Source organism: Pseudenhygromyxa sp. WMMC2535 (assembly GCF_011083025.2).
The window spans coordinates 3,919,956-3,944,557 of the sequence record NZ_JABJWV010000001.1; the positions used below are offsets into that span (position 1 = coordinate 3,919,956).

At 71.1% G+C, this 24,602-nt stretch carries 20 protein-coding genes; 17 read left to right on the forward strand and 3 right to left on the reverse strand.

Going from position 1 to position 24,602, the window contains the following annotated elements:
- Window positions 1–210 precede the first annotated feature (210 nt).
- Together G6O69_RS15400 and G6O69_RS15405 are read left to right on the forward strand one after the other, a co-directional pair.
- A complete protein-coding gene (locus G6O69_RS15400) occupies window positions 211–1,839 on the forward strand; it encodes a hypothetical protein (protein ID WP_176396859.1) in 1,629 nt (542 codons plus the stop codon).
- On the forward strand, window positions 1,836–2,864 hold the full coding sequence (locus tag G6O69_RS15405; protein WP_172304256.1) for a hypothetical protein: 1,029 nt from the start codon (window positions 1,836–1,838) through the stop codon (window positions 2,862–2,864). Before G6O69_RS15400 ends, G6O69_RS15405 begins: the two co-directional genes overlap by 4 nt.
- A 101-nt stretch (window positions 2,865–2,965) precedes the next feature.
- On the opposite strand, the gene G6O69_RS15410 is transcribed toward G6O69_RS15405, so the two are convergent.
- Complete coding sequence (locus G6O69_RS15410; RefSeq protein WP_172304257.1) at window positions 2,966–4,741, reverse strand: long-chain fatty acid--CoA ligase; 1,776 nt, start codon at window positions 4,739–4,741, stop codon at window positions 2,966–2,968.
- A 250-nt stretch (window positions 4,742–4,991) separates the two neighbouring features.
- Here G6O69_RS15410 and G6O69_RS15415 point away from each other — a divergent pair, with 250 nt between their 5' ends.
- From G6O69_RS15415 to G6O69_RS15485, 15 genes are all read left to right on the forward strand, one after another.
- Complete coding sequence (locus G6O69_RS15415; RefSeq protein WP_172304258.1) at window positions 4,992–5,981, forward strand: type VI secretion system contractile sheath small subunit; 990 nt, start codon at window positions 4,992–4,994, stop codon at window positions 5,979–5,981.
- A 27-nt stretch (window positions 5,982–6,008) separates the two neighbouring features.
- Complete coding sequence (gene tssC, locus G6O69_RS15420; RefSeq protein ID WP_172304259.1) at window positions 6,009–7,553, forward strand: type VI secretion system contractile sheath large subunit; 1,545 nt, start codon at window positions 6,009–6,011, stop codon at window positions 7,551–7,553.
- 100 nt (window positions 7,554–7,653) lie between these two features.
- Window positions 7,654–8,169: a hypothetical protein gene (locus tag G6O69_RS15425; RefSeq protein WP_275943077.1), complete on the forward strand. Its 516-nt coding sequence runs from the start codon at window positions 7,654–7,656 to the stop codon at window positions 8,167–8,169.
- A gap of 43 nt (window positions 8,170–8,212) precedes the next feature.
- On the forward strand, window positions 8,213–9,496 hold the full coding sequence (tssK, locus tag G6O69_RS15430; RefSeq protein ID WP_172304261.1) for a type VI secretion system baseplate subunit TssK: 1,284 nt from the start codon (window positions 8,213–8,215) through the stop codon (window positions 9,494–9,496).
- A complete protein-coding gene (locus G6O69_RS15435) occupies window positions 9,493–9,885 on the forward strand; it encodes a GPW/gp25 family protein (protein WP_172304262.1) in 393 nt (130 codons plus the stop codon). Before tssK ends, G6O69_RS15435 begins: the two co-directional genes overlap by 4 nt.
- Window positions 9,882–11,552, forward strand: coding sequence for a hypothetical protein (locus G6O69_RS15440; protein WP_172304263.1), 1,671 nt, complete (start codon window positions 9,882–9,884; stop codon window positions 11,550–11,552). Before G6O69_RS15435 ends, G6O69_RS15440 begins: the two co-directional genes overlap by 4 nt.
- Window positions 11,553–11,554: 2 nt before the next feature.
- Window positions 11,555–12,109 carry a hypothetical protein gene (locus tag G6O69_RS15445; RefSeq protein WP_172304264.1) on the forward strand — a complete coding sequence of 185 codons (555 nt, stop codon included), beginning with the start codon at window positions 11,555–11,557 and terminating at the stop codon, window positions 12,107–12,109.
- An 11-nt stretch (window positions 12,110–12,120) separates the two neighbouring features.
- Window positions 12,121–13,782, forward strand: a complete 1,662-nt coding sequence (locus tag G6O69_RS15450; protein ID WP_172304265.1) for a type VI secretion system baseplate subunit TssF — start codon at window positions 12,121–12,123, stop codon at window positions 13,780–13,782.
- Window positions 13,701–14,669 (forward strand): DotU family type IV/VI secretion system protein, encoded by a 969-nt coding sequence (locus tag G6O69_RS15455; RefSeq protein ID WP_176396860.1) that lies wholly within the window; start codon window positions 13,701–13,703, stop codon window positions 14,667–14,669. Before G6O69_RS15450 ends, G6O69_RS15455 begins: the two co-directional genes overlap by 82 nt.
- Window positions 14,666–14,893: a hypothetical protein gene (locus tag G6O69_RS15460; protein ID WP_172304267.1), complete on the forward strand. Its 228-nt coding sequence runs from the start codon at window positions 14,666–14,668 to the stop codon at window positions 14,891–14,893. The genes G6O69_RS15455 and G6O69_RS15460 overlap by 4 nt, the downstream gene beginning before the upstream one ends.
- 8 nt (window positions 14,894–14,901) lie before the next feature.
- Complete coding sequence (locus G6O69_RS15465; RefSeq protein WP_176396861.1) at window positions 14,902–18,678, forward strand: hypothetical protein; 3,777 nt, start codon at window positions 14,902–14,904, stop codon at window positions 18,676–18,678.
- The gene (locus tag G6O69_RS15470) at window positions 18,675–19,199 is read left to right on the forward strand and encodes a hypothetical protein (protein WP_172304269.1); all 525 of its coding nucleotides are present in this window, start codon (window positions 18,675–18,677) and stop codon (window positions 19,197–19,199) included. The genes G6O69_RS15465 and G6O69_RS15470 overlap by 4 nt, the downstream gene beginning before the upstream one ends.
- A gap of 16 nt (window positions 19,200–19,215) precedes the next feature.
- On the forward strand, window positions 19,216–20,844 hold the full coding sequence (locus tag G6O69_RS15475; protein ID WP_176396862.1) for a PilT/PilU family type 4a pilus ATPase: 1,629 nt from the start codon (window positions 19,216–19,218) through the stop codon (window positions 20,842–20,844).
- A 60-nt stretch (window positions 20,845–20,904) separates the two neighbouring features.
- The gene (locus tag G6O69_RS15480; protein ID WP_172304271.1) at window positions 20,905–21,294 is read left to right on the forward strand and encodes a DUF4280 domain-containing protein; all 390 of its coding nucleotides are present in this window, start codon (window positions 20,905–20,907) and stop codon (window positions 21,292–21,294) included.
- The gene (locus G6O69_RS15485; protein WP_172304272.1) at window positions 21,291–21,740 is read left to right on the forward strand and encodes a hypothetical protein; all 450 of its coding nucleotides are present in this window, start codon (window positions 21,291–21,293) and stop codon (window positions 21,738–21,740) included. The genes G6O69_RS15480 and G6O69_RS15485 overlap by 4 nt, the downstream gene beginning before the upstream one ends.
- 25 nt (window positions 21,741–21,765) lie before the next feature.
- Here the strand turns inward: G6O69_RS15485 and G6O69_RS15490 are convergent, their stop codons facing one another.
- Window positions 21,766–23,295: a hypothetical protein gene (locus G6O69_RS15490; protein WP_172304273.1), complete on the reverse strand. Its 1,530-nt coding sequence runs from the start codon at window positions 23,293–23,295 to the stop codon at window positions 21,766–21,768.
- Window positions 23,288–24,556 carry a type VI secretion system protein IglI family protein gene (locus tag G6O69_RS15495; RefSeq protein WP_172304274.1) on the reverse strand — a complete coding sequence of 423 codons (1,269 nt, stop codon included), beginning with the start codon at window positions 24,554–24,556 and terminating at the stop codon, window positions 23,288–23,290. Before G6O69_RS15495 ends, G6O69_RS15490 begins: the two co-directional genes overlap by 8 nt.
- Window positions 24,557–24,602: the final 46 nt, after the last annotated feature.

The following is a 24,602-nucleotide window of genomic DNA, read 5'->3' on the forward strand; positions in this document are numbered from 1 at the left end:
GCGAGGCCGGCGGGGATGCGGGTCGCGAGGTGCTGCGTTTGGAGGTGAGCGAGCGCGGTGGTGGACGGGTCATGGGTTGCGATGACTCACTGGAGCGCGTCGTTCGAGGTGTGAGCAGGCCGAAGCTGGAGTCCTCCGCGAGCTTTCTCTGGCCTCGAGGATAGCGAGAAGGGGGCGAGAAGAGGGCGATCTCGGTGTCGTCGCGGCTTCGTGGAGTCAGGCCGACATCCTGCGCCGAGCGGCCGCGTCGCCGTGGCTGCGCTTCGAATGATCGCTTCCCCGCCGCCGTGGCACATCCGTGGCGTGCACTCTCTTCACGCGCGCGCCATCCTGATCTGCACCACGCTCGCCTTCGCCGCAGCTTGCGGCGATGACGAGGTCGAGCCCTCCGCTGACGAGACGGATGGGGGCTACGAGCGCGAGGGAGAGCCGCTGTGGGCCCTCGTCCAGGTCGGCTCGGGGCTCAGCGCCGAGCTGTGGGCCTTCGACATCAGCGAGCCGGACACGGTGCTCTATCAGCAGCGGCTGATCAGTGACGACGGCGAGCTGGCGCTCTCGCAGCAGACGCCGTGGGGGTCCTGGCTGGTCTGGGACTCCCAGGGCACTCGGCAGCTGCGTCTCGATGACGACGGAGACCTCGAGTGGGCAAACCTGGCACCCGAGGGCGCGCCGACTTGGGTGACCTCGATGGACTTCGACGCGGCGGGGGAGCGCATGCTGGCGGCGCTCAGTCACGAGCTGGGGTGGCCGCCCGAGGAGCTGTGGCTCGTCGACTTCGACGCGAAGGGAGAGGTCGTCGATGGCCAGATGATCATCGACGGGAGCTGCTTCTTCAACGTCGGCTTCACGCCAGATGAGGACGCGGCGTTTTGGCTCCACACCGCCGATGACCTCTTCGTGCCCACCGAGTTGATGATGACGCCGCTGGAGCCGACACCGGGCGCGTCTGTGGGGCTGACGCCTGGCGCCATCTCGAGCTACGAGCTCTTTGGCGACAAGGTGATCGCGCGAAATTACAGGTTCGACAGTGACGAGGGGGAGACCTGGCTGCTCTCTCTCGACGATCTCCAGGCTGGGGCCGTCGCCGGGCCGACGGTGTGGGATCTGCTGAGCGCCAGCTTCGACAGCGAAGGTCACTGGATGTGCATGGTCGAGAACGATGAGGTCCACGCGATCGCGTTCGCGGGCCTCGAGTTCAGCGAGCCCTTCGTCGTCAGCGCGCCCGAGGAGCTCGCCATGGGCTCGTGCGTCTTGCAGCGCGCCGACACGCTGCTCTACTTCGTCGGCGACGGCACGGTGACCTCGGCGGTCCACATGGTCGACGTCTCGGGCGACGTGCCGGGCGAGCCCGTCGTCGTGGCGGCCGGCGAGCGCATCCGCGACGCCCTGCTGAGCTTCGACCGCGAGCGATTGTTCTACCTGGTCACCGAAGGCAGCAGCGAGCGTCTCGAGGTCGTCGAGTTCGACGCGCCGGGGGTCGGGGTCGAGCTCGCCAGCTTCACGGCCGGGAGCGGCTTCCAGCGCCTCGACGCGCAGCGCCTCCTCGTCCGCGGGACGGCTCAGGGCGCGTCCGATCGCGGGCTATGGCTCGTCGAGTTCGGGCCCGAGCTCGACCCCGAGTCGATCACCGTGACCGAGCTCGCCCTAGATCTGCCCGCGGGGCTCAGCGTCAGCGATCGCCTGGTGGTGACGGCGGACCAGGAGCAGGTCGTCTTCTTCGCCGAGACGGGCGAGGCGCTGCAGCTGTGGCGGACGCCGCTCGCGGGCGGCTCGTCCTCGCCGATCCGCGACCAGCCGGGCTGGGCTGGCTTTGCCAAGCTGGGGCTGTTGGCGCCATGATCGTCCGTCCCTATCCCGGCCTGATCGCCCTCGACGAGGGCGAAACCAGCTCGACGCTGCGCCTCGACGCCGCCAGCGGCTGGGAGATGCGCTGGCAGCCGCTCGACGAGTGGAAGCGCCAGGTCGACGTCATCGAGGTCTCGGCCCTGAGCCCGCGGGTCTGCGAGGCGCTGGGCTGTGAGCGGCCCGCGGCGCAGCTCGGCGAGGGGCTGAGCTGGGCGCGGCGGCTGCTCTCGGCCGCGAGGCTGGTGGTGGTCCGTGAGCACGACCGGGCGCAGCTGCTCGAGCTCGGCGTGCGCGTCTACACGATCGGCTATCACCGGGTGCCCGAGCGCCTGCGGATCATCGCGGTCGGTGGCGGCGAGCCGACGCTGTGGATCGAGCAGTCGCTGCCGAGCTTTTGGGATCCCAACCCGCGCGCCACGGCGCTGGTCAGCGAGCCCGTCCGGGGGCCGGACGCCGAGCTCGAGACCCTCGAGCTGCTCGAGCAGATCTTGTCGGCGGCGACCGAGGGGGTGATCGACGGGCGCTGCTTTGCGCTCGCGCTGGGGATCCATCACGAATGCGGGACCGACTTCAGCCTGTCGAGGTCCGAGCGTGAGGCGCGGCGCGAGTCCGTCGAGAGTCTGCGCCCGCTCGTCGAGCCCGGTGACGACGACTCGGACTGGGCGCGGCAGCTACTGAACGACGAGCGCTATCCGCTGGCTCGCGCGCTGAACGAGTGGGAGGCGGGGATGCGCAGGCGCTACGACGACGAGCCGAGCGCGGCGCTCCTCGCCAACGCCCAGGCCCTGCGCGCCGGTCAGCCCGAGCAGGTCTGCGTGGTGACGGGGGCGCAGGGCAAAGAGGGGCTCTACCGGCGGGAGCGGAGCTCGGCCTCGCGCCTGGTCAGGCTGCGCCCGAGCTTCGAGGGCTGGTTTGGCGACCCTGCGACGCTGTGGGGGTCGGCGCCGCCGGTGCCCGACGAGGGCTATCTGCGCGTGCCCGCGTCGCACCGCTATGTCCTGCGCCGCGCCCCGCGGTGAGCCTGTCTGCGCGCTCAGCCAGACGAGAGCGTGGTCTGCATGAACAGCGCCTCGAAGGTCGCCGCGTCGGCGCTCGTGCACAATGTTGCGACCGTGTGATTTCAGGCCGGTGTCTCCAGCAGCATGGCGCGCAGCTGGTCGAGGCGACGAAAGGCCGGGGCGCGGCGCTTTTGCAGCAGCGCGCCGCCGAGGTACTGGTCGCGGCACCAGGCGTGGTCGACCTGGCCGTCGCGCAGGCGCGCGTGACAGGGGAAGAGCTCGACGTGGTCGGGGAGCAGCCTGGGGCCCAGGCGGGTGTCGAGCACGCGCAGCAGCTCGGAGATCCGCGGCGCCCGCAGCTTCATGAAGTGGGCCTCGTCCTCGGACCCGGTGAACCCGAGCAGCACGAAGCGATAGGCCAAGGTCGCGCCGCCGCTGACGACGGGCACGAGGCTGGCGGCGTGGAGAAAGGGGCAGTCGGCGAGGGCGTCGAGGACCTCGTCGACGGGGTAGACCTGGCCGCAGCGCCGGGGCTCGGTGGTGCCGCCGTAGAGGTACTCGGGGCCGCGGCGGTGGCCGAGCACGAGGTAGGCCGGTCCGCCCAGGTCGCCCTCGTCCTCGGCCGTGACCACGCCCTCGAGGGGGGCGAACACGCCGACGTCCGCGGGCGTGCGCTGGCCGCTCTTGCTGAAGTCGAGCAGCGCCCACGCGCGCCCGGGGGCGGCGCAGACGTCCATGAGCTGGGCGAGGGCGGCCAGCGCGGGACGCCGCGGGGAGGCGAGCAGGCAGCCGCCTGCGGCCGCGTCGAAGACCAGGTTGGACAGGGCGATCTTCTCGAGCCCGAAGCCCTCGATGAGCTCGCGCCAGGCCAGCCAGTCGCAGGGCTCCTCGGGGTTCTTGAACAGGTGCTCCCAGCGCGGGCGCTGCTGGCCGGGGCCTGCCGCCAGCAGGGCGTCGCGGACCCCGGCGCGCAGGCCGAGGCTGCGCAGCGGCCAGCGGCTCAGCAGCTCGGGCGCCCGCAGCAGCGCGTCCTCGTCGATGTGCACGTAGCTCGCGCCCATGATCAGCGCGGCGAAGAGCAGCGCGGGCTGGTGCTGGTGGGCGTCGAAGCCGGGCGCAGCCAGGGCGTCGCCGGGGCGCAGGGCCAGGCACAGGGCGCCGTCTCGCAGCGCGCCCGAGAACGCGTTCGCGGCCGTGAGCGGCACGGGCTGCTCGGCCTCGGGGCGCAGCGGGGAGAAGAGCAGGGCGCAGGCCGCCTCGGGGTCGTAGCAGTGGGAGCCCGCCACAGAGGGGGAGGGCGGGAGCGCCGACGCGTCGAGCTCGGGGCGGAGCAAGCTGAAGTCGAGGGCGTCCGGGTCCTCGCCGAGCCAGCCGGCATGAAAGGGATCACAGGCCACGTAGGCCGGGGCGAGCAGCGCGAGGCGACGGGCGAGGTAGTCGGGCCCGTCGGGCTCGAGCAAGGACACGCAGGCGCCCAGGCGCAGGCCGGTGAGCAGGGCGATGATCGCCTGCTCGCCAAATGGCGAGACCACGCACACGCTGGCCCCGGCCTCGACCCCCTGGGCCCGCCACGCGCGGGCCATGGTGGCGCAGCGCTGGTCGAGTCCTTCATAGGAGAGCGTGCGCCAGGGCGAGGGCGCCGAGCGGCTGGGGTCGTGGACGCGCAGGGCCGTCGCGCCGCTGCCGAGGTGGCGCGTGACCATGTCTGCATAGAGGTCGAAGCTGCGCCCGAGGGCGCTCTGCGCCCCGACCTGAGAGACCTCGGGGAGCAGGGCAAAGAGCCGCTCGAAGAATTGCCCAGGCGCGCGGTGACTGTCGACCAGCCAGCGCAGATCCAGGCCGCGGCGTCCGGGCTGCGGGAGGAGAGCGAGGGCGTCTGCGAGGGCGTGGGGGGCCATCGCTGGCGACGCTAGCGGGCGGTCGAGGGGCGTCCAAATTCACGGCCATGGCTCGCTCGCGCGGGCATTTTGCGGGCCTAACTTCGCTCGAGGTGCGCTCGGATTTGTTCTCGATCGGGAACAGCGAAGGTTAAATTATGCCGTTGTAATTGCTGCCACTTTGCCGCGTTGCGACCACTTTTTTGCTGGGCCAGAAAATCTAATCGATGATTGCGATTGCGATAGCCAATAGCGGCCGAGGCCTGAATCCATGAGTAAGCCAATCCCCCGATCACGACTGAATATCTCCTACCGGACGAAGATCGACGGTAGGCCGAAGAAGGCGAAACTGCCGATGCGCTTCCTCGTGCTCGGCGACTTCACGGCCCACGATCGCAGCCTGCTCGACGAGCGGGAGGTCCACTCGATCATGCCGGGTATGCGCCTGGATTCGTTCATGGAGGAGCTCAAGGTCTCGGCGCCGATCGACGACGAGCTGCTGCGCGAGCGCCTGTTTGGCGCGCTCACGGGCGAGGTCGAGGGCAAGTTCACAAAGGCCCCGGGCGAGGACGACAGCGCCGCCAAGCTCAAGATCAGCGGCCGCGCCGTGGTCAGCGGAGAGGCCGGGGCCAACGGCCTGGGCAGCTTCGTGGGCGAGGTCGAGGTCAGCGGCGAGGTCGAGCTGCCGGTCGAGAACCGCGCGGTGAAGCTGCCCGAGGACGGGTCCAAGGTCACGCTCACCCTCTACGGCAAGGTCGAGCCGCCCGCCGGCGCCGAGGTCGGCGTGACCGGCAACGTCGAGGCCAAGATCGAGGTCACGCTGACCGCCAAGTCCATCGACGACGACGACTTCAGCGTGGATCTGCGCTGCGCGGTCGCGGCCGACAAGGTCCCCGTGGACGTGACGATCCCGCTGCGCTCGATGAGCGACTTCAAGCCCCTGCACCTCGCGGCCTCCGTGCCCGAGCTGCGCCGCCTGGTGCTCCTGCACCGCCTGGTGCTCGAGGCCCGCAACTTCATCTCGAGCTTCCCGGAGCTGCGCGAGGTGGTCAAGGCCGAGCTCGCCGACACCAAGGCTCAGGTCGTTGGCGGGAGCGCCGGCGAGGACACGCGCCTGGGCAAGCTCAGCAAGGAGCTGCGCGCGCTCTATCCCCAGCTGCTGGTCGATCCGCGCGCGCTCGCGCCGGCGAACGCGGGCGGTGGAGCAGGCGGAAACGAGAGCGCGGAGGACACCCCCTCCGAGGACGAGACCAACGAGTAGGCCCAGCCTGCGCACGGAGCAAGGAACATGGAAGACAGCCCCAAGCAACTCCTCGACAAGCTGATCTCGAGCTCGGGCATGGACCCCGGCGAGTGCACCCAGCGTGCCCTGGTCCGGCGGACCGCCGGCGAGCAGGCGAACATCGCCTTCGCCGACCGCGACACGGACTTCAGCTACGCCGACCGCTTCGCCAACAGCCTGGCCGCGCTCTTCGCCAACATCGAATTGTTCGGCACCCGCGGCGAGGGCGACGACGCCAAGGAGTACCTGCGCGTCGACTCGATCCGCACCTTGATGATCGAGATCGACACGCTCGCGGATCACATCGACGCGCTGATCCAAGAGCGGATGCAGCGCGTCGTGCAAAGCGAGAGCCTGCGCCGGCTCGAGACCAGCTGGCGCTCGCTCGACGCCCTGGCCAGCGCGGTCAGCTCGAACGAGGTGATCATCGACTTCATGGACGTGACCAAGGAGCTGCTCGGCGCGGACTTCGAGGATCACTCGAGCTACATCCTCAACAGCGCGCTCTTCCGCCAGGTCTACGTCGACGAGTACGACCGCTACGGCGGCCGGCCCTTCGGCGCGATGGTCGGGCTCTACGAGTTCGACAGCTCCGACGAGGACATCGACTGGCTCCAGACCATGTCGAAGATCTCGGCGGCGGCCCACTGCCCCTTCGTGGCGGCGGTCAGCCCGGCCTTCTTCCAGGTCGAGAGCTGGGAGGAGCTCGACCGCAAGGACGACATCGAGGAGCTGCTCAACTTGCCGCAGTTTGGGCGCTGGAGCGACTTCCGCGAGAGCCACGGGGCGGCCTATATCGGCCTGTGCCTGCCGCGCTACATGCTGCGCTCGCCCTACAAGCCCCGCGGCGGTCGCAACGAGATCGTCCGCTTCGAGGAGCAGATCGGCGGCCCCGAGGACTACCTGTGGGGCAGCGCGGCGGTGCTCTTCGCCCGCAACATGATCCGCTCGTTCGAGAACTCGGGCTGGTGTCAGCACATCGCCGGGCCCGTGGGCGGCGGGATGATCAAGGGCCTGCCGGTGCACATGGTCATGCACCACGGCCAGGAGGAGCTCCAGCCCCCGGTCGAGATGGAGATCGCCGACTACCGCGAGCTCCAGTTCGCCAACGCCGGCTTCATCCCCCTGGTCCACTGCAAGGGCTCCGCGGACGCGACCTTCTTCAGCGCGCGCTCGATCAAGAAGGCGATCGAGTTCGAGGACGACCTCGACACCAAGAACGCCGACCTGGTGTGCAACCTGGCCTACACCCTGTCGATCACGCGGATCGCTCACTACGTCAAGCGCATGGTCCGCGACTACATCGGCTCGACCGCCGACGCGCCCTACATTCAGGCGATGCTCGAGAAGTGGCTGGTCGAATATGTGACGACCGCGGTCAACCCCGACGACCTGACCTTGCTCTACTACCCCTTCAAGGCGATGTCGGTGGTCGTCGAGCCCAAGCCCGGGCCCTTCGGTTGGTACAACTGCGTGGTCTCGGTGCTGCCCCACATTCAGTTCCAGGGCATGGACGTCGAGCTGCGCCTCGAGGCCGCGCTCGGCGGCTGATGAACGCCACATTTGACAAGGCCACCGCAAAAGGACGCTAAAGATGGCTATTTACCAGAAAACCTGCGACGTTTTTCAGGGCTACAACTACAAAAAGGACGTGCAGACCCCGGTCGGCTTCCTCACGGCGATGACCATCGGCGACGTGAAGATGACCGCGGATCAGACCTGCAAGGACCCGCTCTCGCCGGAGGACGACCTCAAGGTCGTGGCCGTGCTCAGCGGGGCGCTGTGGGAGCTCGGGGTCACGGACACGCTCCACTTATCGGGGCAGATCTCGACCAGCAATCAGCAGTCGATCAAGCTGCTGACCTACAAGGACATGACCAAGGTCGACGTGACCTTCGTGTTCACGGTCTACGACTACGACCTGGCCGAGAAGAAGTACTTCAAGACCATGTTGAGCACCGACGACGCCACGCTCAAGGGCGTGCTCGAGAAGGACGGCAGCGACCTCAACCTCAACGTCGCCGACGACCCCTCGAGCGAGGTCCAGTCGCCGGAGAACTTCGCGTTCCGGATCGGCGTCAAGCCGCAGCCATCGGCCCAGCAGCTGACGATCGCGACCTCGTTCTCGCAGAAGGTCGTCAAGGCCTGGGGCCTGACGGTGACCTGAGCGAGGCGATCCCATCGACACTGGCGGCTGCGAGGAGTAGGCGATGAGCGCGGGCAAGCTGGCCTTCCCGAGCTGGGTGATGGGCCAGGTCCTGCTGCCCGAGCAGTTCGTGGCCCAGCAAGAGGCGATCTTGGCCCAGGTGGCCGCGCGCGCCGAGCTCTCGGGGCTGCCGAGTCACGGCCTGCTGCGCCTGCAGATCGACGAGACGCTGCTCGCCAGCGGGGCGCTGCGCGTCGAGGCGCTGACTTACCTGTTCCCCTCGGGCCTGCTCGTGGACGTCCCCGGCAACATGGTCACGACCAACATCAACCTGAGCGACACCAGCTCGGAGACGGCCAGCATCTACCTGCACGTGGACAACGAGCTCACCGACGCGAGCGGGCTGACGCGCTACGAGGACGACCCTCGCAGCGTGCGTCGGGCCGTGTTTCACGGCGAGCTGACGACCACGGCCCAGCTCGACGACGCCCGCGAGTCGGTCAAGCTCATGGGCCTGCAGCGCCAGGAGAGCGGCTGGGCGCTGGCCGACTACGCGCCGCCGCTGCTGGCCGCCGGGGCCGCGAGCTCGCCCTTCTTGCGCCGGCTGCTCGGCGCCTGCCACCGCGCGGTCCGGGTCGTCGAGGCCCAGCTCAGCCGACGGATCAGGGACGCGCTGCTCGGCCACGAGCAGGTCGCGGAGCTGCGCCGGGTCCAGGCGGCTGCGCGCCGGGCAGCCGTCTTGCTCGCGGATCACGGCTGCGGCGAGGACCAGCGCCAGGTCGTCTCACTGCACCCCTACCTGGTGTTTTCGGGCCTGCGCGAGTTCTTGCTCGAGGCCGGCGTGCTCCAGACCAGCGGCTCGCAGGAGCCGCCTCGCTACCGCCACGACGCGCTCGCCGAGTGCTTCGAGGCCACGCGCTGGCAGATCGAGGGCATGCTCGAGGCGAGCTCGCTGAGCAGCAAGCGCCTGGTCTTCGAGCGCCGCGGCGCGTGGTGGGTGGCCGGGCCGATGCCCGAGTCGCTGGCCGCGGTCGGCGAGGTCTACCTGGTCGTCAAGTCGACCAGCGGCGAGCCCGTCGACCTCACGGGGGTCAAGCTGGCCAGCCCTCAGCGCGTCGACGAGGTCTACACCCGCGCGCTCTCGGGCGTCCCGCTGCGCCCGATGCCGACGGCGCTGGCGGCCAGCTTCGCCCAGGTCTACGGCAGCGACGCGGTCTTCTACGAGATCGCCGTGGACGACCCGGAGTGGGCGACGGCGGCCCGCGACGGCGAGCTGTGCTTCCCGGCCTGGCGCGAGCTCGAGTCCGTCAGCGCGGCGCTGATCTGGGGCGGAGGCGGACGCGGATGAGCGCGCGGACCCGTCCTTTCATCACGCGCCTCGCCGGCGGCCCGGCGCGCCCCGAGCCCGAGGCCCTGGCGCGCAACCTCGAGCACCTGCTCAACACCCGCAAGGGCTGCGGGAGCGTGTTTGGGGAGCTCGGCCTCGGCGACTACGAGGCCGCGCCAAACGCCGCCGAGGCCGTGGGCGCGCTGCGTGGCGAGCTGCTGCGTCAGGTCAGGCGCTACGAGCCGCGCCTGGCCGAGCCCGAGCTCGAGCTGCTCGGCGGCTTTGGCTACAGCAAGGTCCGCTTCGAGCTGCGCGGGCGCCTGCGTGGCGCTCGCCAGCTCTTTTGGCTCGACCTCGACACCACCACCCGGGCGGTCGAGGTTGCGATCGTCGTGGAGGTCGGGCCGTGAGCGCGAGCGCGAACCCCAACCTCGGCGGCTTCGAGGATCGCCTGGCGATCACGCTGAGCCTGAGCTTCGCGGGGACCAGTCACGAGCTCCCCGGCGGCAGCGTCAAGCTCGTCGAGCTCGAGCTCGCGCTGCACGGCTTTCGGGGCGTCGTCGAGTTCACGGTGCTCGACGACGCCAGCTACGGCGGCGGCTCGACGGACGCGCTGGTCAGCGACTTCATCGCTCAGGCGCCGGCCGAGATCAGCTTGAGCCTCGCGCCGGTCTTCGACGCGCCCGAGGGCGCGACCAGCCCCGACCCGATCACCCTCGCGGGCCTGGTCACCCGGCGCAGCCTCGAGGAGATCCAGCTGCGCGAGCACGCCGACCTGCCGCTGATCGCCCGGCGCTACCGCGTGGAATTTTGCGATCCGGCCCGGGCGCTGTGGACCCAGCACTTCCCCTGCCGGCTCTACACCACGGCCAGCTTGGAGGCGGTGATCAACGACCAGCTCGGCGACGAGATCAGCGTGCGCTACGACTGGTCGGCGCTCGGCGAGGATCGGCGCATGGTCTTCGTCCACCTGCCGGTGGAGCATGGGGCGAGCTTCCTCGACTTCGTGATCTGGCAGGCCGACGTGCGCGGCGGCTACTTCTCCTACGACTACGCGTGCGCCGAGTACTGCCTGGCGGGCAGCCGCGACACCTCGGGGGAGGTCGCGGGCCTGTTCGGCGACGACCTCGCCAAGCTGCGCGTGCGCGTGCCCGAGGTCCCGCGTCACGCCGTCGAGGTCTGCAACAGCTACGCCGAGGAGCCGACCTCCGCGGCGATCACCCAGGCCCAGGCGGCCACGGGGATCCGCCACGACCGGCTGCTGCGCAGCCCCATCGCCCAGGACGCCGACGATCGCGTGACCCTCGAGAAGGCGCGGCTGCTGCTGCCCAGCTACGAGGCCGAGCTGGAGTTCGCGCGCATGCCGATCGTCACGCCGATCCCCGGCGGGCTGGTCGAGCTGCTCGCGGCCAACCGCTGGTCGACGGCCAGCGCGATCATCGGGCAGACCTGGCTTGTCTGCGGGCTCTCGCTGCGGGCCGCGGCCGTCGACGAGCAGCTCGACGGCGACCTGGAGATCGGGGAGTCGGGCTACGCGATCCAGCTCTCGGCGCGGCTGATCCAGCGCGAGGACGCCCGCCCGCTGCTTCCGGACTATCGCGCCCCGAGCTACCCGGGCTTCGTCGAGGGCAAGGTCGTGTGCAGCCTGGGCGAGGACGGCGAGAAGACCTGGGAGAGCACGCGCAACGCTGACACCTCCCTGGACGAGTACGCCGTGGCCGTGCCGCTGTGGGACAGCCAGGTGGTCTACGCGCCCTTCGCCCCGCTGATGGGCTCGGGCAACGTCTACCTGCCCTGCTACCGCGACGAGCGCGTGCTCCTGGCCCTCGAGCTCGAGGACGCCCGTGTCGATCGCCTGCTCGACTGGCGCGAGGGCGCGGCGCTGTCGAAGGACGTCCAGGGCGAGCACATCTTGTGGGGCAAGTCGGGGACCAGCAACACCTCGCTGAGCCACGTCTACGAGGAAGACGCCCCGGTCCTGGACCTGCTGCGGACCAACGCCTCGGACACGGTGCGCCTGACCTTGTCCGAGGGCAACTTGGTGCTCCACGTCGAGGAGCAGGCGGGGGAGGGGTAGCGATGCCGCTGGTCTGCACGCTGAAGATGAGCAAGGAGGACGGGCTGAGCGTGACCGTGGTCAACGCCGACGACGGGATCACCCAGACGGTGACCATGGACGGCACGACCTTGACGCTGAGCGTGGCGGGCAAGCAGGAGACCAGCACCTTCACGCAGACCGCCGAGGCGATCGCCATCAAGTGCAAGGATTTTTCAGTCACGGCCAGCAATTCGATCGTCTGCGAGGCGACCAAGACCTTGGACCTGAAGACCACGGACGAGGACATGAGCCTGAGCGCTGGGGCCAAGCTGAGCTGCGCGGCGAGCAAGGACGCGAGCTTCTCGGGGCAAAATACGACGGTCTCGGCGACGAGCGCGGCGAAGCTCGAGGGCAGCGACGTCAGCGCCTCGGCCTCGGGTTCGCTGAGCCTCTCGGGCGGGAGCGATGCTACGCTCTCGGGGCCCTCGGTCAGCGTGAGCGCCGACAGCAGCTTGTCGCTGGCGTCCTCGGGCACGGCCGATCTCGAGGGCAGCACGACCACGATCAAGGGCTCGCTGGTCAAGGCCGGATCTTGAGGTGAGCGGCGATGGCGATCGACTTCGACACCAGCTTCTTGCGCGAGCTCGCGGCCCTCGATGACCACCTGGCGAGGCGTCGCGGAGTGGCGCGCGCGGTCGAGGCCGAGGACCCCGACGTCCGCCGGCTGATGGAGTCGCTGGCCTTCTTCTCGGCGCGCACGCGGGAGATCGCGACCACCGAGCTGCGCGGGGCCGTGCACCGCCTGACCCAGGGTCTGCTCGACGACTTCGTGCACCCGCAGCCGGCCAGGGCGCTGCTGCGCGCCGAGCCCAGCCCGCGGCTGACCGAGCCGGCGGTCCTGCCCCGCGGCACCCGCGTGCGCCTCGAGACCCTCGACGGCGACATGGGGCTGTTCTCGACCATGCGCGAGCTGGTCGTGCGCCCGCTGGAGCTCGACCGCGCCGAGCTCCAGCTGCGCGGGGTCGGGGTCCGGGTGCTGATCCGCCTGCGCGCCTTCGGGCCCACGGTCCACGTCGGCGAGCCGCTGCGCCTGCAGCTCGATCAGCTCGGCGACTACGAGCGCTCGCGCCAGCTCCTCGCCCACCTCGAGGCTCACCTGCAGCGGGTCGGCGTGGTCTATGGTGATCCGCCCTCGCCGAGCGAGGCGGGCGAAGACTGCGAGTTTCGCCTGGGCACGCAGGCGAGCGGGCGGCGCGACCCAAACTCGGCGGCGAGCTTCATCGACGAGCTGAGCGCCCAGTCCGGCGACGGGGCCGTGGCCAAGATCCGCGAGTTCCTGCACTTCCCGGCCAAGGATCTGAGCCTCGAGCTGGACCTGCCGCGCCCGCCTCGGCCGTGGCGCCAGGCCTGGCTGTGCCTCGACCTCGACGCCTGGCCCGAGGGGCAGCCGGTCAACAAGGACATGTTCCGGCTGTTTTGCGTGGGCATCGAGAACCTGTTCACCGAGCTCGCCGAGCCGATCAAGTGCGACGGGACGCGCACCCACCACCCGATCCGCGCGTGGCGGGTCGACGAGGGCGTGGCCTTTCACTCGGTGGCCGAGGTCCAGCAGGAGCTGCCCTCGGGCATGGACCTGATCTTGCCGGGCTACCTCGCGGGCGGCGAGGAGAGCTGGGAGATCGACCATGGCGAGGGCGGGGCCGTGCCGCTGCTCGAGCTGCGCCTGCCCGGGGCCTTCCTCGAGCCGCGCATGGTCATGGTCCGCGCGCGCTGGACCCAGCCGGGCTTCGCGGATCAGGCCCTGGGCAGGCTCGACGCCCAGCTCCAGAGCCGCCACGTCGAGGGGGTGAGCTTTCGCGTCCAGGGCGGGCTCATCCCGCACCGCCCGAGCCCGCTGTGGGGAGACCCCAAGGCCACGCTGCACACGCTCTCGCGCCGGTCCAAGCGCGTGCTCAGCCGCGAGGACATCGCCAAGGTGATGACGGTGCTCGGGGCCGACGCGCGCAGCCACCACGGCCAGGTGGTCGGGGAGCTGCGCAACGTCGAGGTCTTCGACGAGCCGGCCGACGTCCGCCGCGGCGGCGGGGGCCTGCGCCACGTCTATCGCGTGCGCCTGGCGGAGATCGACGCGGCCCGGCGCGGGCTCGTCGACGACTACCTGCGCTGCCTTGGCGAGCTCTTGAACACGTGGAGCAGCACGACCTCGGTGATCCGCGTCGACGAGGCCGGGGCGCGCCGGTCGGCCGAGATCGTGAGGTCCGCGTCGTGACCCGCCACGAGCTGTGGATGGCGATCCTCGCCAGCTCGCGCGCGGTCGATCGCCTGGTCGCCGCGCAGATCAGCGACCGCTCGAGCGCGGGGCCGCCCACGGGGATGCGCGCGGCGGCCCCTGGCTTCGAGGGGGCGCCTGCGCGCACGCGTGCGCCGCGGCTGGAGACGGCCTGGCGCGGCCTCGAGGGCGAGCCCGGGCGGGCGCAGGCGGGCGCGGGCGCGGCCGCAGCGAGCTGGCCCCAGGCCGGCCCCGCGCAGGCCGAGGCCCAGCCTTTTGGCGCCAGCGCGCTGCGGGTGATCGAGCAGGGCGGCGAGCTCGAGCGCGGCGTGCTGGGGCAGCTCCAGGCCCAGGTCCGCGACGAGCTCGAGCGGCTGTGGTCCAAGCTGCGCGGGGAGCCGGGCTTCGAGGGCGTCCGCCGGACGCTGCTGATCTACTTCGACGAGCGGATCATGGGTGATCTGCCCGACTACCTGCGCCTGAGCTGGCCGCTGCTCCAGACCGAGGTCACGGGCTCGACCTCCGGGGGCGTGGACTTCTACCGCTTCGTGGAGGTCGACCTCGACGAGCCGGGGACGCCCTCGCTGATCTTCGAGGTCGAGTACTTCTGCCTGCGCCACGGCTTTCGCGGCCGGCTCGCCAGCGCCCTGGCCGAGGTCGAGGGCTACGAGCGCCGCCTGTTGCTGCGGATCAAGCGGCCCAAGCTCCAGGGCGCGGCGGGCCTCGAGGGCGGCCCCGCACCGCGCCTGGGTCGGCCGTGGCCGGTGTGGGCCTACTACGCGATCGCCTTCGTGCTCGCGGTGGTGTTCGTCGCGCTGGTGACCACGGCGACCAACCACGAGGACGTCCTCGACCGTCGGGCCGAGGTCGGGAGGCGGGGGCGATGAGCGTCGAGGACTGCCTGCTCGCGCTGCGAGGGGAGATCGCCGCGTGCTTCCCCGCGGGGACGGTGGCCGCGGCCGCGGTCGCTCCGGGGCTGCGGGCGGTCGAGCGCGCGCTGGCCAAGGACGACACGGACGCGGCCTGGCAGGCCCTGGATCTGCTCGAGGACCTGCTCGAGTCGCGCATGCGCGAGGCCGGCTGGCCGCAGGCGGGGGAGGGCGCTCGATGAGCTGGGGCGTGAACACGGGCGTGCTCTTGGGGCTGCTCGCGCCCGCCGCAGACGAGGCCGGTGCAGCCAGCGAGGCGAGCTCGAGCGAAGACCCCAGCGTGTGGTCGACGCTGCCCTGGGGCACGCTGCTGGTGATCTTGGCGGTGATCCTCGTGGTCGCGCTGATCGTCTGGGGCGTGATCGTGTGGCGTCGCCGGCAGGCGGCCGCGGCGGGCCTCGAGCCCCAGGGTCCCGGGATCGGCGAGCGCCTGCGCACGCTGTGGGAGCCCTTCTATCGCGGCCTGCCAGCGCGCGCGGAGCACTTCCCCACGATCGTGGTCATGGGCGAGGCCGGGGCGGGCAAGAGCCACGCGATCGCCACCAACGTCGACTGGCGCGGGCAGAGCAACCAGTTCTTGTCGAGCGTCGACCACGGGGCCGCGATGCAGCTCTACCTGGGCCCGGACGTCGTCGTTCACGAACTCTCGGCGGCGGTGCTGCGCGACGTCGGCAGCGCGGCCAAGCACGCGCTGAGCGAGCTGTGGCGGCGCATGGGCCCGAGCGCGACGGTGCTCGTGGTCGTCGACGCGCGGACCTTGTTGAGCACCCAGCCCGCGGCGCTGCGCGACCTCGGTCAGCTCGTGCGCGGCAAGATCAGCCTGTTCCCCCAGCGCTGCCGCGCCGACCTGAAGGTCCGCGTGCTGCTCAGCCACCTCGACGAGATCCCCGGCTACGAGGGCTTCGCCGCGGTCTTGGGCAACGCCCACGGCTGCCTCGAGCTCGAGCCGGAGGCCGGCGCCGAGGCCGAGGCCGAGCGCCTGCTCGCGCACTTCGACGAGCACCTGGTCTATGGCCTGACCACGCGCAGCGCCGACGAGTTCGATCGTCTGGTTGGCTTCTACGCCGAGCTGCCCAAGCTGATCATCGGCCTCGGCCCGCTGCTCGAGACCCTGGCCGGCGCCGGGGATCCCTTCGCCACGGGCTACGGCGTCGGCGAGCTCTACCTGGGCTCGCTGAGCCCCGAGAGCCGGGTCGGGGACCCCTTCGTCGTGGATCGTGCGGGGATCGCCGCGAGCATGCTCCGTCAGCGCCGCCGCGGCCTGGGCGGGAGCGCGGCGATGGGCGTGGGGATCTCGGGGCTGTGCGTGGGCTTGCTCTCGTGGCACGGCAGCCGGGTCGCCGCCGCCGAGCAGGCCGTCGATGACTTCGACGCGAGCCAGGACCGCCTCGCCGATGTCAGCGACAAAGAGACCGAGGCCGCCAACGTGGTCTCCGCCACCATCGAGCGCATGTACGCCTCGGAGATCCTGTGGTTCGCGGCCAGCTACGGCCCGAGCAAGCTCGAGATCGACAATCGCTTCGAGCAGGTGATCCGCGAGTCCTACCTCGAGCCGCACCTCGAGGACGCCGACCGCGTCGAGCTGCTCTACGTCACGGCGCTGATCTACGCCTCGCGGGACAATGACCTCGGCCAGCTGGTCCGCGACAACCGGACCTTGTGGGCGGACAACTTGTCGCTCTCCGACTGGGTGATCGACGCCTACGTGGACGCGAGCCGCGAGCCCTACGAGCGCGCCGTGGAGCTGCCGGATCCCATCGAGCAGACCGGCCGCGAGTGGACCGCCTACCTGACCGTGCTCGACGCCTGCCTGACCGACGGGCGCCTCGAGCACAGCGAGGTCGAGCTTTTGCAGGACAAGCTGCCGCGGCTGCGAGGGCCGCGAGAGTACGAGGTCCTCGGCCAGGTCCGCACGCTGATGCGCGAGGACGAAGACCTCCACGATCGCCTGGCGCCGCTGCTGACGGAGTCGCTGGACTCGTGGTCGGGGAGCAACTATGACGCCCTCGAGCGCCTGAGCGAGACGATCGCTGGCTTGCGCCTGAGCGTGGGCAAGCTCGAGGGCTGGGGCCTGAGCCGGCTGGTCTCCACGCTGACCAAGCTCCCGAATCACTCGGGCACCAGCTACGAGCTCGACGTCGGCGAGGTCCACATCGAGAGTGAGACCCTCGACACCGTGATCCGCCGCAGCCGCAGGCACGAGCTGATCACCACGGTGCTCGACGACATCGAGCGCCGCCGGCCGATCGGCGGGCGCGGGTTCTTCGACGCCAGCGCGCGGCTGATCGACGCCGGCCAGGTCCGGGGCTACGGCGGGGGGCCGAGCTCGCGGATCCCCGGCATGTACACCCGCGAGAGCTACGAGGCCTCGGTGGCGCCGGTGCTGGGCTTCGCCGACGCGCAGCTGGGCGGCGCTGGGGCGGCCGCGGTGGTCGAGGGGGACGGGTCGGCGGGGGACGAGGCGGCGGGGGATGGTGGGGCCGGAGGCGACGCGGCTGGCTCCGCTGCCGGGGCGGACGCGGACTCGGGCAGTGCGAGCGCTCAGCCCGAGGTGGTCGACCTCCTCGCCGAGGACGAGGCCCGCCTCGAGCGAGAGATCCGCAGCGCCACCGCGAGCTACGCGAGCGCCTACCGCCAGGCCCTCGACGAGTACTGGGGGAGCTTCGAGTTCAGCCCCGGCTCGGCCGTGGCGCTGCCCTATGTGCTCAAGCCCTTCGCCCAGCAAAGCTCGTGGTTCACGGACTTCCTGCGCGCCGTGGTCGACAACGCCAGCTTGGATCTACCCAGCGAAGACGAGGACATCGCCAGCTACTACGCGGATCTGCGCGCGTCCTTGGCCGACTACGGCCCGCTGCTGACCTTGCTGGCCGAGGACGCGGGCACGGTCCCCGGCCTCGAGCCCTACCAGGGGTTGATGGCCGGGCTGCAAAAGCAGGTCGAGGAGGCCGCCGAGGTCAGCGGAGACCCGGAGGCCGAGGAGCTGAGCATGCGCTTGTCGGGCCTGGGCGCTCTGAGCCTGGCGATCCTCACGGGCGCCGAGGACGACGTGGGGGATCAGGTCACCGACTGGCTGTTCGGCGCCGGCGTCGACTCGCAGTGGTGGGATCCCTTCTTGGCGCCGGTCGAGGCCACGATGGGCTACGGTCGCGAGAACATCGAGGACCAGCTGGCCACGGCGTGGATCCACGATCTGCGCCCCGAGCTCGACCCGCTCTTCGACAAGTACCCCTTCTCGCCCGAGTCGAGCGAGGACATCGAGGCCGGGGAGCTCGAGGCGCTCGTGCGCATGCAGGGCAAGCTGCCCGGGAGCTTCTGGGAGCGCTTCGATAGCCTCGCCCGCCCGGCCATGGAAGAGGGTCGGCTGAGCACCCTCGCGGGCGTGCGCGCGCCCGCGGGCATGCTGGCCACGGTCCGCGATCTCGAGCGCATGTCGAACACGCTGTGGGACGAGAAGGGCGAGCGCCTGCCCCTGGAGATCGCCCTGCGCGTGGAGCCCCTGCCCAAGGAGCCCGTCGACGGTCGCAGCGCGTCCATGGCCTCGGTCGCCGCGGGCGGCTCTTCGGTCACGGGCTTCAACAACCGCCCGGATCCCCAGGTGCTGGTGCTCGACTGGTGGGATCAGGGCAGCGCGGTGCTCTCGCTGACCATGAGCGCGCCGGTCGACGAGCAGGACGCGCTCAGCGGAACGGCGCGGCCCGACGAGCGCCGCTATCGGATCTTCGCTGCGGGGACCTTCAGCTTCTATCACCTGCTGGATCGCGCCGTGAGCCCGGACCTCGGCGCCCGCGAGGACTCGATCACCGCCGTCGCGATGAGCCGAGCGACGCGCTGCGCTCGGAGCGGACCGGTGGGCACCAAGGGCGTGAGCCTGGGCTGGGGCGTGCTCGTGGGCGAGACCGTGCGCGAGGTCAGCGTGGTCCTGCTCAGCGATCCCTGGGCGGCCTTCGCCGTGCGGAGGTGCTGGTGAGGCGCGTGCTCATGGCGCTCTCGATCTCGGCGGCCACGGCGGCAGTGGCGATCATGGGCGGTTGCAAACCAAAGGCCGAGCCCGCGTCACCCGCGGTCGCGCTCGAGCTGCCGATCGTCGTCCGCGCCGCCGCCGACAGCAACGACGGTCGCCCGGTCTACGTGCTCGTGCGCGCGGTCGATGAGCAGACCTTCCTGGAGCAGAGCTACGCCGAGGTCGCGGCCCTGGTCCTCGAGCCCGACGAGTCCGTGCTCGCGGCCGTGCTCGTCTTCCCGGGCTCGACCGCCTACGAGCTGGTGGAGATCGACGCCCTGCCCGAGCTCGTCGCCGTCTACGGCCTGTTCAGCGTGGCCAGCGAGGGCGACTGGAAGCTGCTGCTCGAGTCCCCGGAAGCCATCGAGCTCGAGCTGGCCCTCGACACCATCTCCACGCTGGCGGAAGAGGCGGAGTCCGACACGGATGCGGAGTCCGACACGGAGGCGGAGTCCGACACGGAGTCCGAGGCGGACACCGGGGGCTGAGCGGCTCCTGGAGCGAGTGCGCCGTGGCACGAAGGCTGCAATCATCTCGTTCGTGATCGTCGATGCGCTCCTCGACTTCTTGCCCCAGCAGCGGGCCGACGCGTTGATCCTCGAGCCGGGCAAGCCGCCGGTGCTGATGCGGGGCAGCGAGCGCAGGCCGCTGTCGATGCCCGGCCTCGACGGCGGGATGATCACGGACATCGTGGACGAGCTGACCGACGACGCCGGGCGCGAGCGCCTCGACGCCGGGCGGGAGCTGAGCGCCAAGCACCGCACGGACGCGGGGATCGAGTTCGATCTGACGATCACCAAGAACGAGGGCGGCCTGCGCCTGGTGTTCCGCGCCGCGCGGGCGGCCCGAGCGAAGCCGGCCTCGCCCCCCGCGGCGCCCTCGGCCCCAGGCGCTGCCCCGGCTTTCGTGTCGGGCGTGGCCGGGTCGGGCGCAGCCGGGCCAGCCCAAGCTTCGCCCCCCGCAGCCGCGGCGGCGGGCGTCCAGGCGACCGCGCCAGGCGCTGCGCCGATCTATCTGCCAGCGCCCGCCGCCCCCCGCCTGTCCGCCGGCCTGTCCAGCGCCAGCGCCGAGCCCGACCTCGACAACCTGCTCGAGCGCGCGGCGCTCCAGGGCGCCTCGGACGTGTTCATCTCCAACTACGGCGGCGTGCGCATGCGCGTGGGCGCCCAGCTCGTCGAGCTTCAAAACGCGGGCATCGACGCCGCGCGCCTGCCCGACTGCTTCGCGCCGATGTGGCCGCGCATCGGCCCGGCCCTCGACAGCCAGGGCAGCGTCGACTTCGCGCTGGGCGTGGGCGTGGGCCCCGGAGCCGCGCGCTTTCGCGTCAACTTGTTTCGTGAGCTGGGCGGCCTCGCGGCCGTGTTTCGGCCGATCCGCCGCGACCCGCCGAGCTTGCGCAGCCTCGGCCTGGGCGAGGAGCTGGGCACGTTGACACAATTCAACTCGGGCCTGGTGCTGATGACGGGGCCGACCGGCTCGGGCAAGTCCACGACCTTGGTCGCCCTGCTCGAGCAGCTCAACCGCAGCTCGCCTTGCCACATCGTCACCCTCGAGGACCCGATCGAGTACGTCTACCCGCAAGGCCGCGCGCTGATCCACCAGCGCGAGATCGGCACCCACGTCGACAGCTTCTCCTCGGGCCTGCGCGCGGCCCTGCGCGAGTCCCCCGACATCATCCTCGTCGGCGAGATGCGCGACCGCGAGACGATCAGCGCGGCGCTCACGGCCGCCGAGACCGGGCACCTGGTGCTCTCCACCTTGCACTGCGCCGACGCGGGCTCGGCCGTCAACCGCATCGTCGACGTGTTCCCCGAGCACCAGCAGCGCCAGATCCGTGAGCAGCTCGCCTCCTCGCTGCGCGCCGTGGTCACCCAGGCCCTGCTCCCGGGGATCCGCGGCCCGCGGGTCGCCGCCTACGAGCTGATGCGCGTCAACTTGGCCGTCGCCACCAAGATCCGCGAAGGTCGCGGGCACCAGCTGCGCTCGGAGATCCAAAAGGGGCGCAACGAGGGCATGGTGCCGCTGGAGCTGAGCCTGGCGCAGCTGGTCCGGGGGCGCCGCGTGGCCGAGTCCGAGGCGCGGCGCCACGCCCATGATCCGCGCCTGCTCGACGAGCACCTGAGGCAGCTGTGAGGGCGGCCTCGCAGCCCTCGAAAATTGTCAGCGCGCCGCGACCTCGCCTATGGTGGCGCCATGGCTGTCGCGGTCTGCATGGGTGCCACGATGATGTGTAGCTTCGGCGTCGCGCCGGGGAGCCTGGTGGTGATCCCCAGCGGCCAGGCGATGACGCCCGCGGTGCCCTCGGCGGACACGACCAGCTTCGCCCCGATCGCCAACATCCCCTCCTTTGGCTCGTGCACCTCGATGTCCAACCCCTCCGTCGCCTCGGCCACGTCCGCGGCCCTGGGGGTGCTCACGCCCATGCCCTGCGTGCCGGTCACGAGCTCGCCGTGGACCCCGGGCGTGTCGACGGTGGTCGACGGCGCGAGCGCGGCCGTCGATTCCAGCTGCACGCTGATGTGTAATTGGGGCGGCTCGATCTCGGTGCTCAACCCCGGCCAGACCGTGGTCATGGCTGGATGAGCGCGGACGAGGCAGGCGGCGGGGGCGGGCCGGAGGACGCGGACAAAGCCGCCGCGCTCGCGGCCTGGTCGGAGGCGCTCGCGTCCTCCTCGCCGAGCCCGCGGGTGATCGTCGGTGAGGCGCGGCCCGGGCCCGGGGCGAGTCGCTCTCACGGGGAGACCTCGGAGGCCGAGGCGCGGCGCGTGGGGCTGACGATGTCTTGCGCGCTGAGCTTTCCCGCGAGGCGGGCGGCGCTGACGGAGCTCCAGCGGGGCGAGCGGCTGCGGGGGCGGGCGCTCTCGGATCGCGAGCGCCTCGGTGGGCCGCTGCCGCGAGGCGGCGACGCGGCAGCGCCGGCGGCCGTGAATGTCTGGGTCGAGGTCGGGGAAGAGCGGGTGATGGTCGTGCGCCAGCGGGAGATCGCGGTGATGGGCGGGAAGCTGGGCGACGCGCGCTGCGAGGAGTGAGCCGGGGCGCTCCGTCCCGGGTCGTTCACAATCGCGCGCTCCAGCTCGAAAAGCGCCGCCAGGCGTCGTCGTCCCAGTTCGTCATCGCCGTCACCCGCGAGAGCGTGAGCGCGTGCAGGTGCTCGAGCTCCCCGGCGTCGATCAGCGCGTCGACGAGCGCGAGGGTCACCCGCTCGCTCTCGGTGGTCGCCATGATCTCGTGGGTCAGGCGATCGGCCAGCCGCCGGCGGGCCTCGTCGCGCAGCCGGGCCCACAGCCGAGGGTGCGCGCGAGCGGTGGGCGGCGCCTCGACCACGCCGCGGCAGCACAGGCGCATGGCTCGGGGCTCGTCGCTGTACCAGGCACGCGCGCCCCAGTGGACGGTGGCCTCGTAGTCGTGGCGCCGCCCCGGGGCTGTGAAGATCAAGCGCAAGCCGACGGCTCGGCCAACGACCTGGGGGGCGTCCATGGGCGCGTAGGGATCCACGCGCAGCTCGCCGTCGACATCCCGGCCGAGCTCGAGCTCGAGCTCGAGGGCGTCGGTGCCCGGCTCGTCCCTGGGCAGCGCGCCGCGGTAGAGCTCGACCCTGGCGGGGGTGTCGGCGCTCGGCTCGAGCTCGAGGTCGAGGCTGAGGCCCGCTTCGCTCGCCTGACTCGTCTGTTCTGTCTGCTCCGACTGCTTCGACTGCTCCGGCCGAATCGCTCGAGCGCGGCCCGAGTCGAGCTCGACAGCGTCGGCGAGCATCGGGTCGAAGCCCGCGTAGCTGTGCCGGCTCAGCCGCGCCCGGGTCCGCCTATCGAGGAGCACGAAGCTGACCGTGAGGCTCATGCAGACCTCGTCGAGGAGCGGGAAGACCACGTCACGCAGCCGGCGCTCGCCCTCGATGATCCACGAGCGCTCGCCGTCGACGGTGGCGTCTTCGCAGATCAAGGTGACCTCGATGCTGTGCACGCCCACGCGGGTGCGCGGGCCAAAGCTGCACTCGCCGAGCTGGCAGACCCCGAGCGCCGCGTTGCCGAAGGGCACGCCGAGCTCGTCGCCGATCCGCCGCACGCGGACACCGAGCTCCGGGAAGACCCGGGCGAACAGCCACTCGAGACCCAGGGGCGTGTCGAGGCCAAAGGCGCGCACGAAGTCCCGGCGGGTCTCGGGCCAGTCGTCGAGCACGCGCTCGATCCGGTCGCAGCGCAGCCGGGCCTGGAGCAGGGAGTGATCCAGGAGCTCGAGCAGCTCGAGCAGACCGTCGCGGGTGTCCATGTCCCGCAGGTAGCGGCCAAAGTAGCTGGGCAGGGGGGAGCGGCAGCTGAGCAGGCCGAGGTTGACGGTGACGACGACCTTGGCGCTGTGGTGGGGGGACGCGACGCGCGGGGGAAAGTCGATGGCGTGGAGCAGGGTCGGCTGCGGGCCGCGGGCCAGGCGGCCGCGGAAGACCACCCGCTTGGGGCCGTAGCCCATGGACTCGAGCAGGTCGAGGAGGGCGGGGATCTCGAAGGCGCGGATCCGCCGGCGCAGCTCGGCCTCGAGGTAGTCGAGATCGAGCTTCGCCGCGTCGACCTCGCGGCCGAGCTCAATCATCGATGAAGCCCTCGAGATCGGCGCGGTAGAGCTGCTCGAGGACGCGGCTGGCGGTGCTCTCCTCGGCCTCCCAGTGGGCCGAGATGGTCTCGAGCTCGCGGCTGAGCAGCCTGAGGTAGCGGGCGAAGAGCCGCGGGAGGTAGACGAGGGGGTCGAAGTCCTCGATCGCGGCCTGGATGTCGCTGGCGATCACCGCGGCCTTCGAGAACTCGCCGCGGGTGACCAGCGCCTCGAAGCCCTGGAGCTTGTGGCGAAGCTGGGTCAGGGCCGGCGAGTCGAAGGGGTCACGGGGGTCGGGCGGGGCGCTGGGGTGCTGCGGGGGCCCGAAGCGAGATGCGTCGAAGGCCTCGGGGCCGAGTCCGCGAGCGTCGGGGGCGAATCCATGGGGGTTGGAACCACTGGGGTCGAATCCACCATCTGCGCCGAATCCATGAGAGTTGAATCCATGGGCGTTGAATTCAGGGGATCCGAAACCATCAGCGTCGAAACCATCAGCGTCGAAATCATCGGCGTCGAAATCATCGGCGTCGAAATCATCGGCGTCGAATCCATCAGTGTCGAATCCATCGGCGTCGGGATCCGCCTCACAGGGCGAGTCACCCGTGAGCGCGGCCTCGGGCTCTGGCGAGTCCCAGTCGGCCTCCGAGGCGCGCGGGTCCTCTGCGAGAGCGGGCGTGGGCTCGACCTCGGCCTCCTGCGGCTCGACCACGATCGGCTGGGCGCGCTTGGCTGCGGGGGCGAGCTTGTCCCGCGACCAGCGCGAGAGCTTGTGGAGCATGGTCTCCCCGGGCGGCGAGCGCGAGAGCAGCTGCTCGCAGCGCTCGCCGAGCAGCTCGATCTGCTCGGAGCTCACGGTCTCCAGCCAGCGCTGCCAGGTCTCGTCGCGGCGCTTGGTGTGAAAGGCCACGCGGTCGGCCACGGCGCGCAGCAGCCACTCGACGGCGGACTCGAGCCGCTTGGTGTCGCGGGCAGAGGCGCCCGCGCGCCCGTCGAGCAGGCCGCCCACGCCGGCGAGGAGCTCGGGCAGCGCGACCACGCCACGCTCGACGAAGCTGCCCATCAAGAACAAGGTGATCAGCCGCGGGTCGCTGGCCGAGTCACGCAGGAGCTCGGCCGCCTCCTCGGCCGCCTCGAGGTAGTTCCCGCGGTCGGCGAGGTCCAGGAGGCGGTGGGCGGTCGCGTTGGCGTGGCCGTCGAGCTTGGCGGGGGCCGGGCGACGTCCGCGAAGGAGCTCGGCTGGCAGAGGGAGACGCTCGCTCATGGTACCGTCGACATTCGGTCCGTCGGCGAGCATAGGAGCGCGTGGC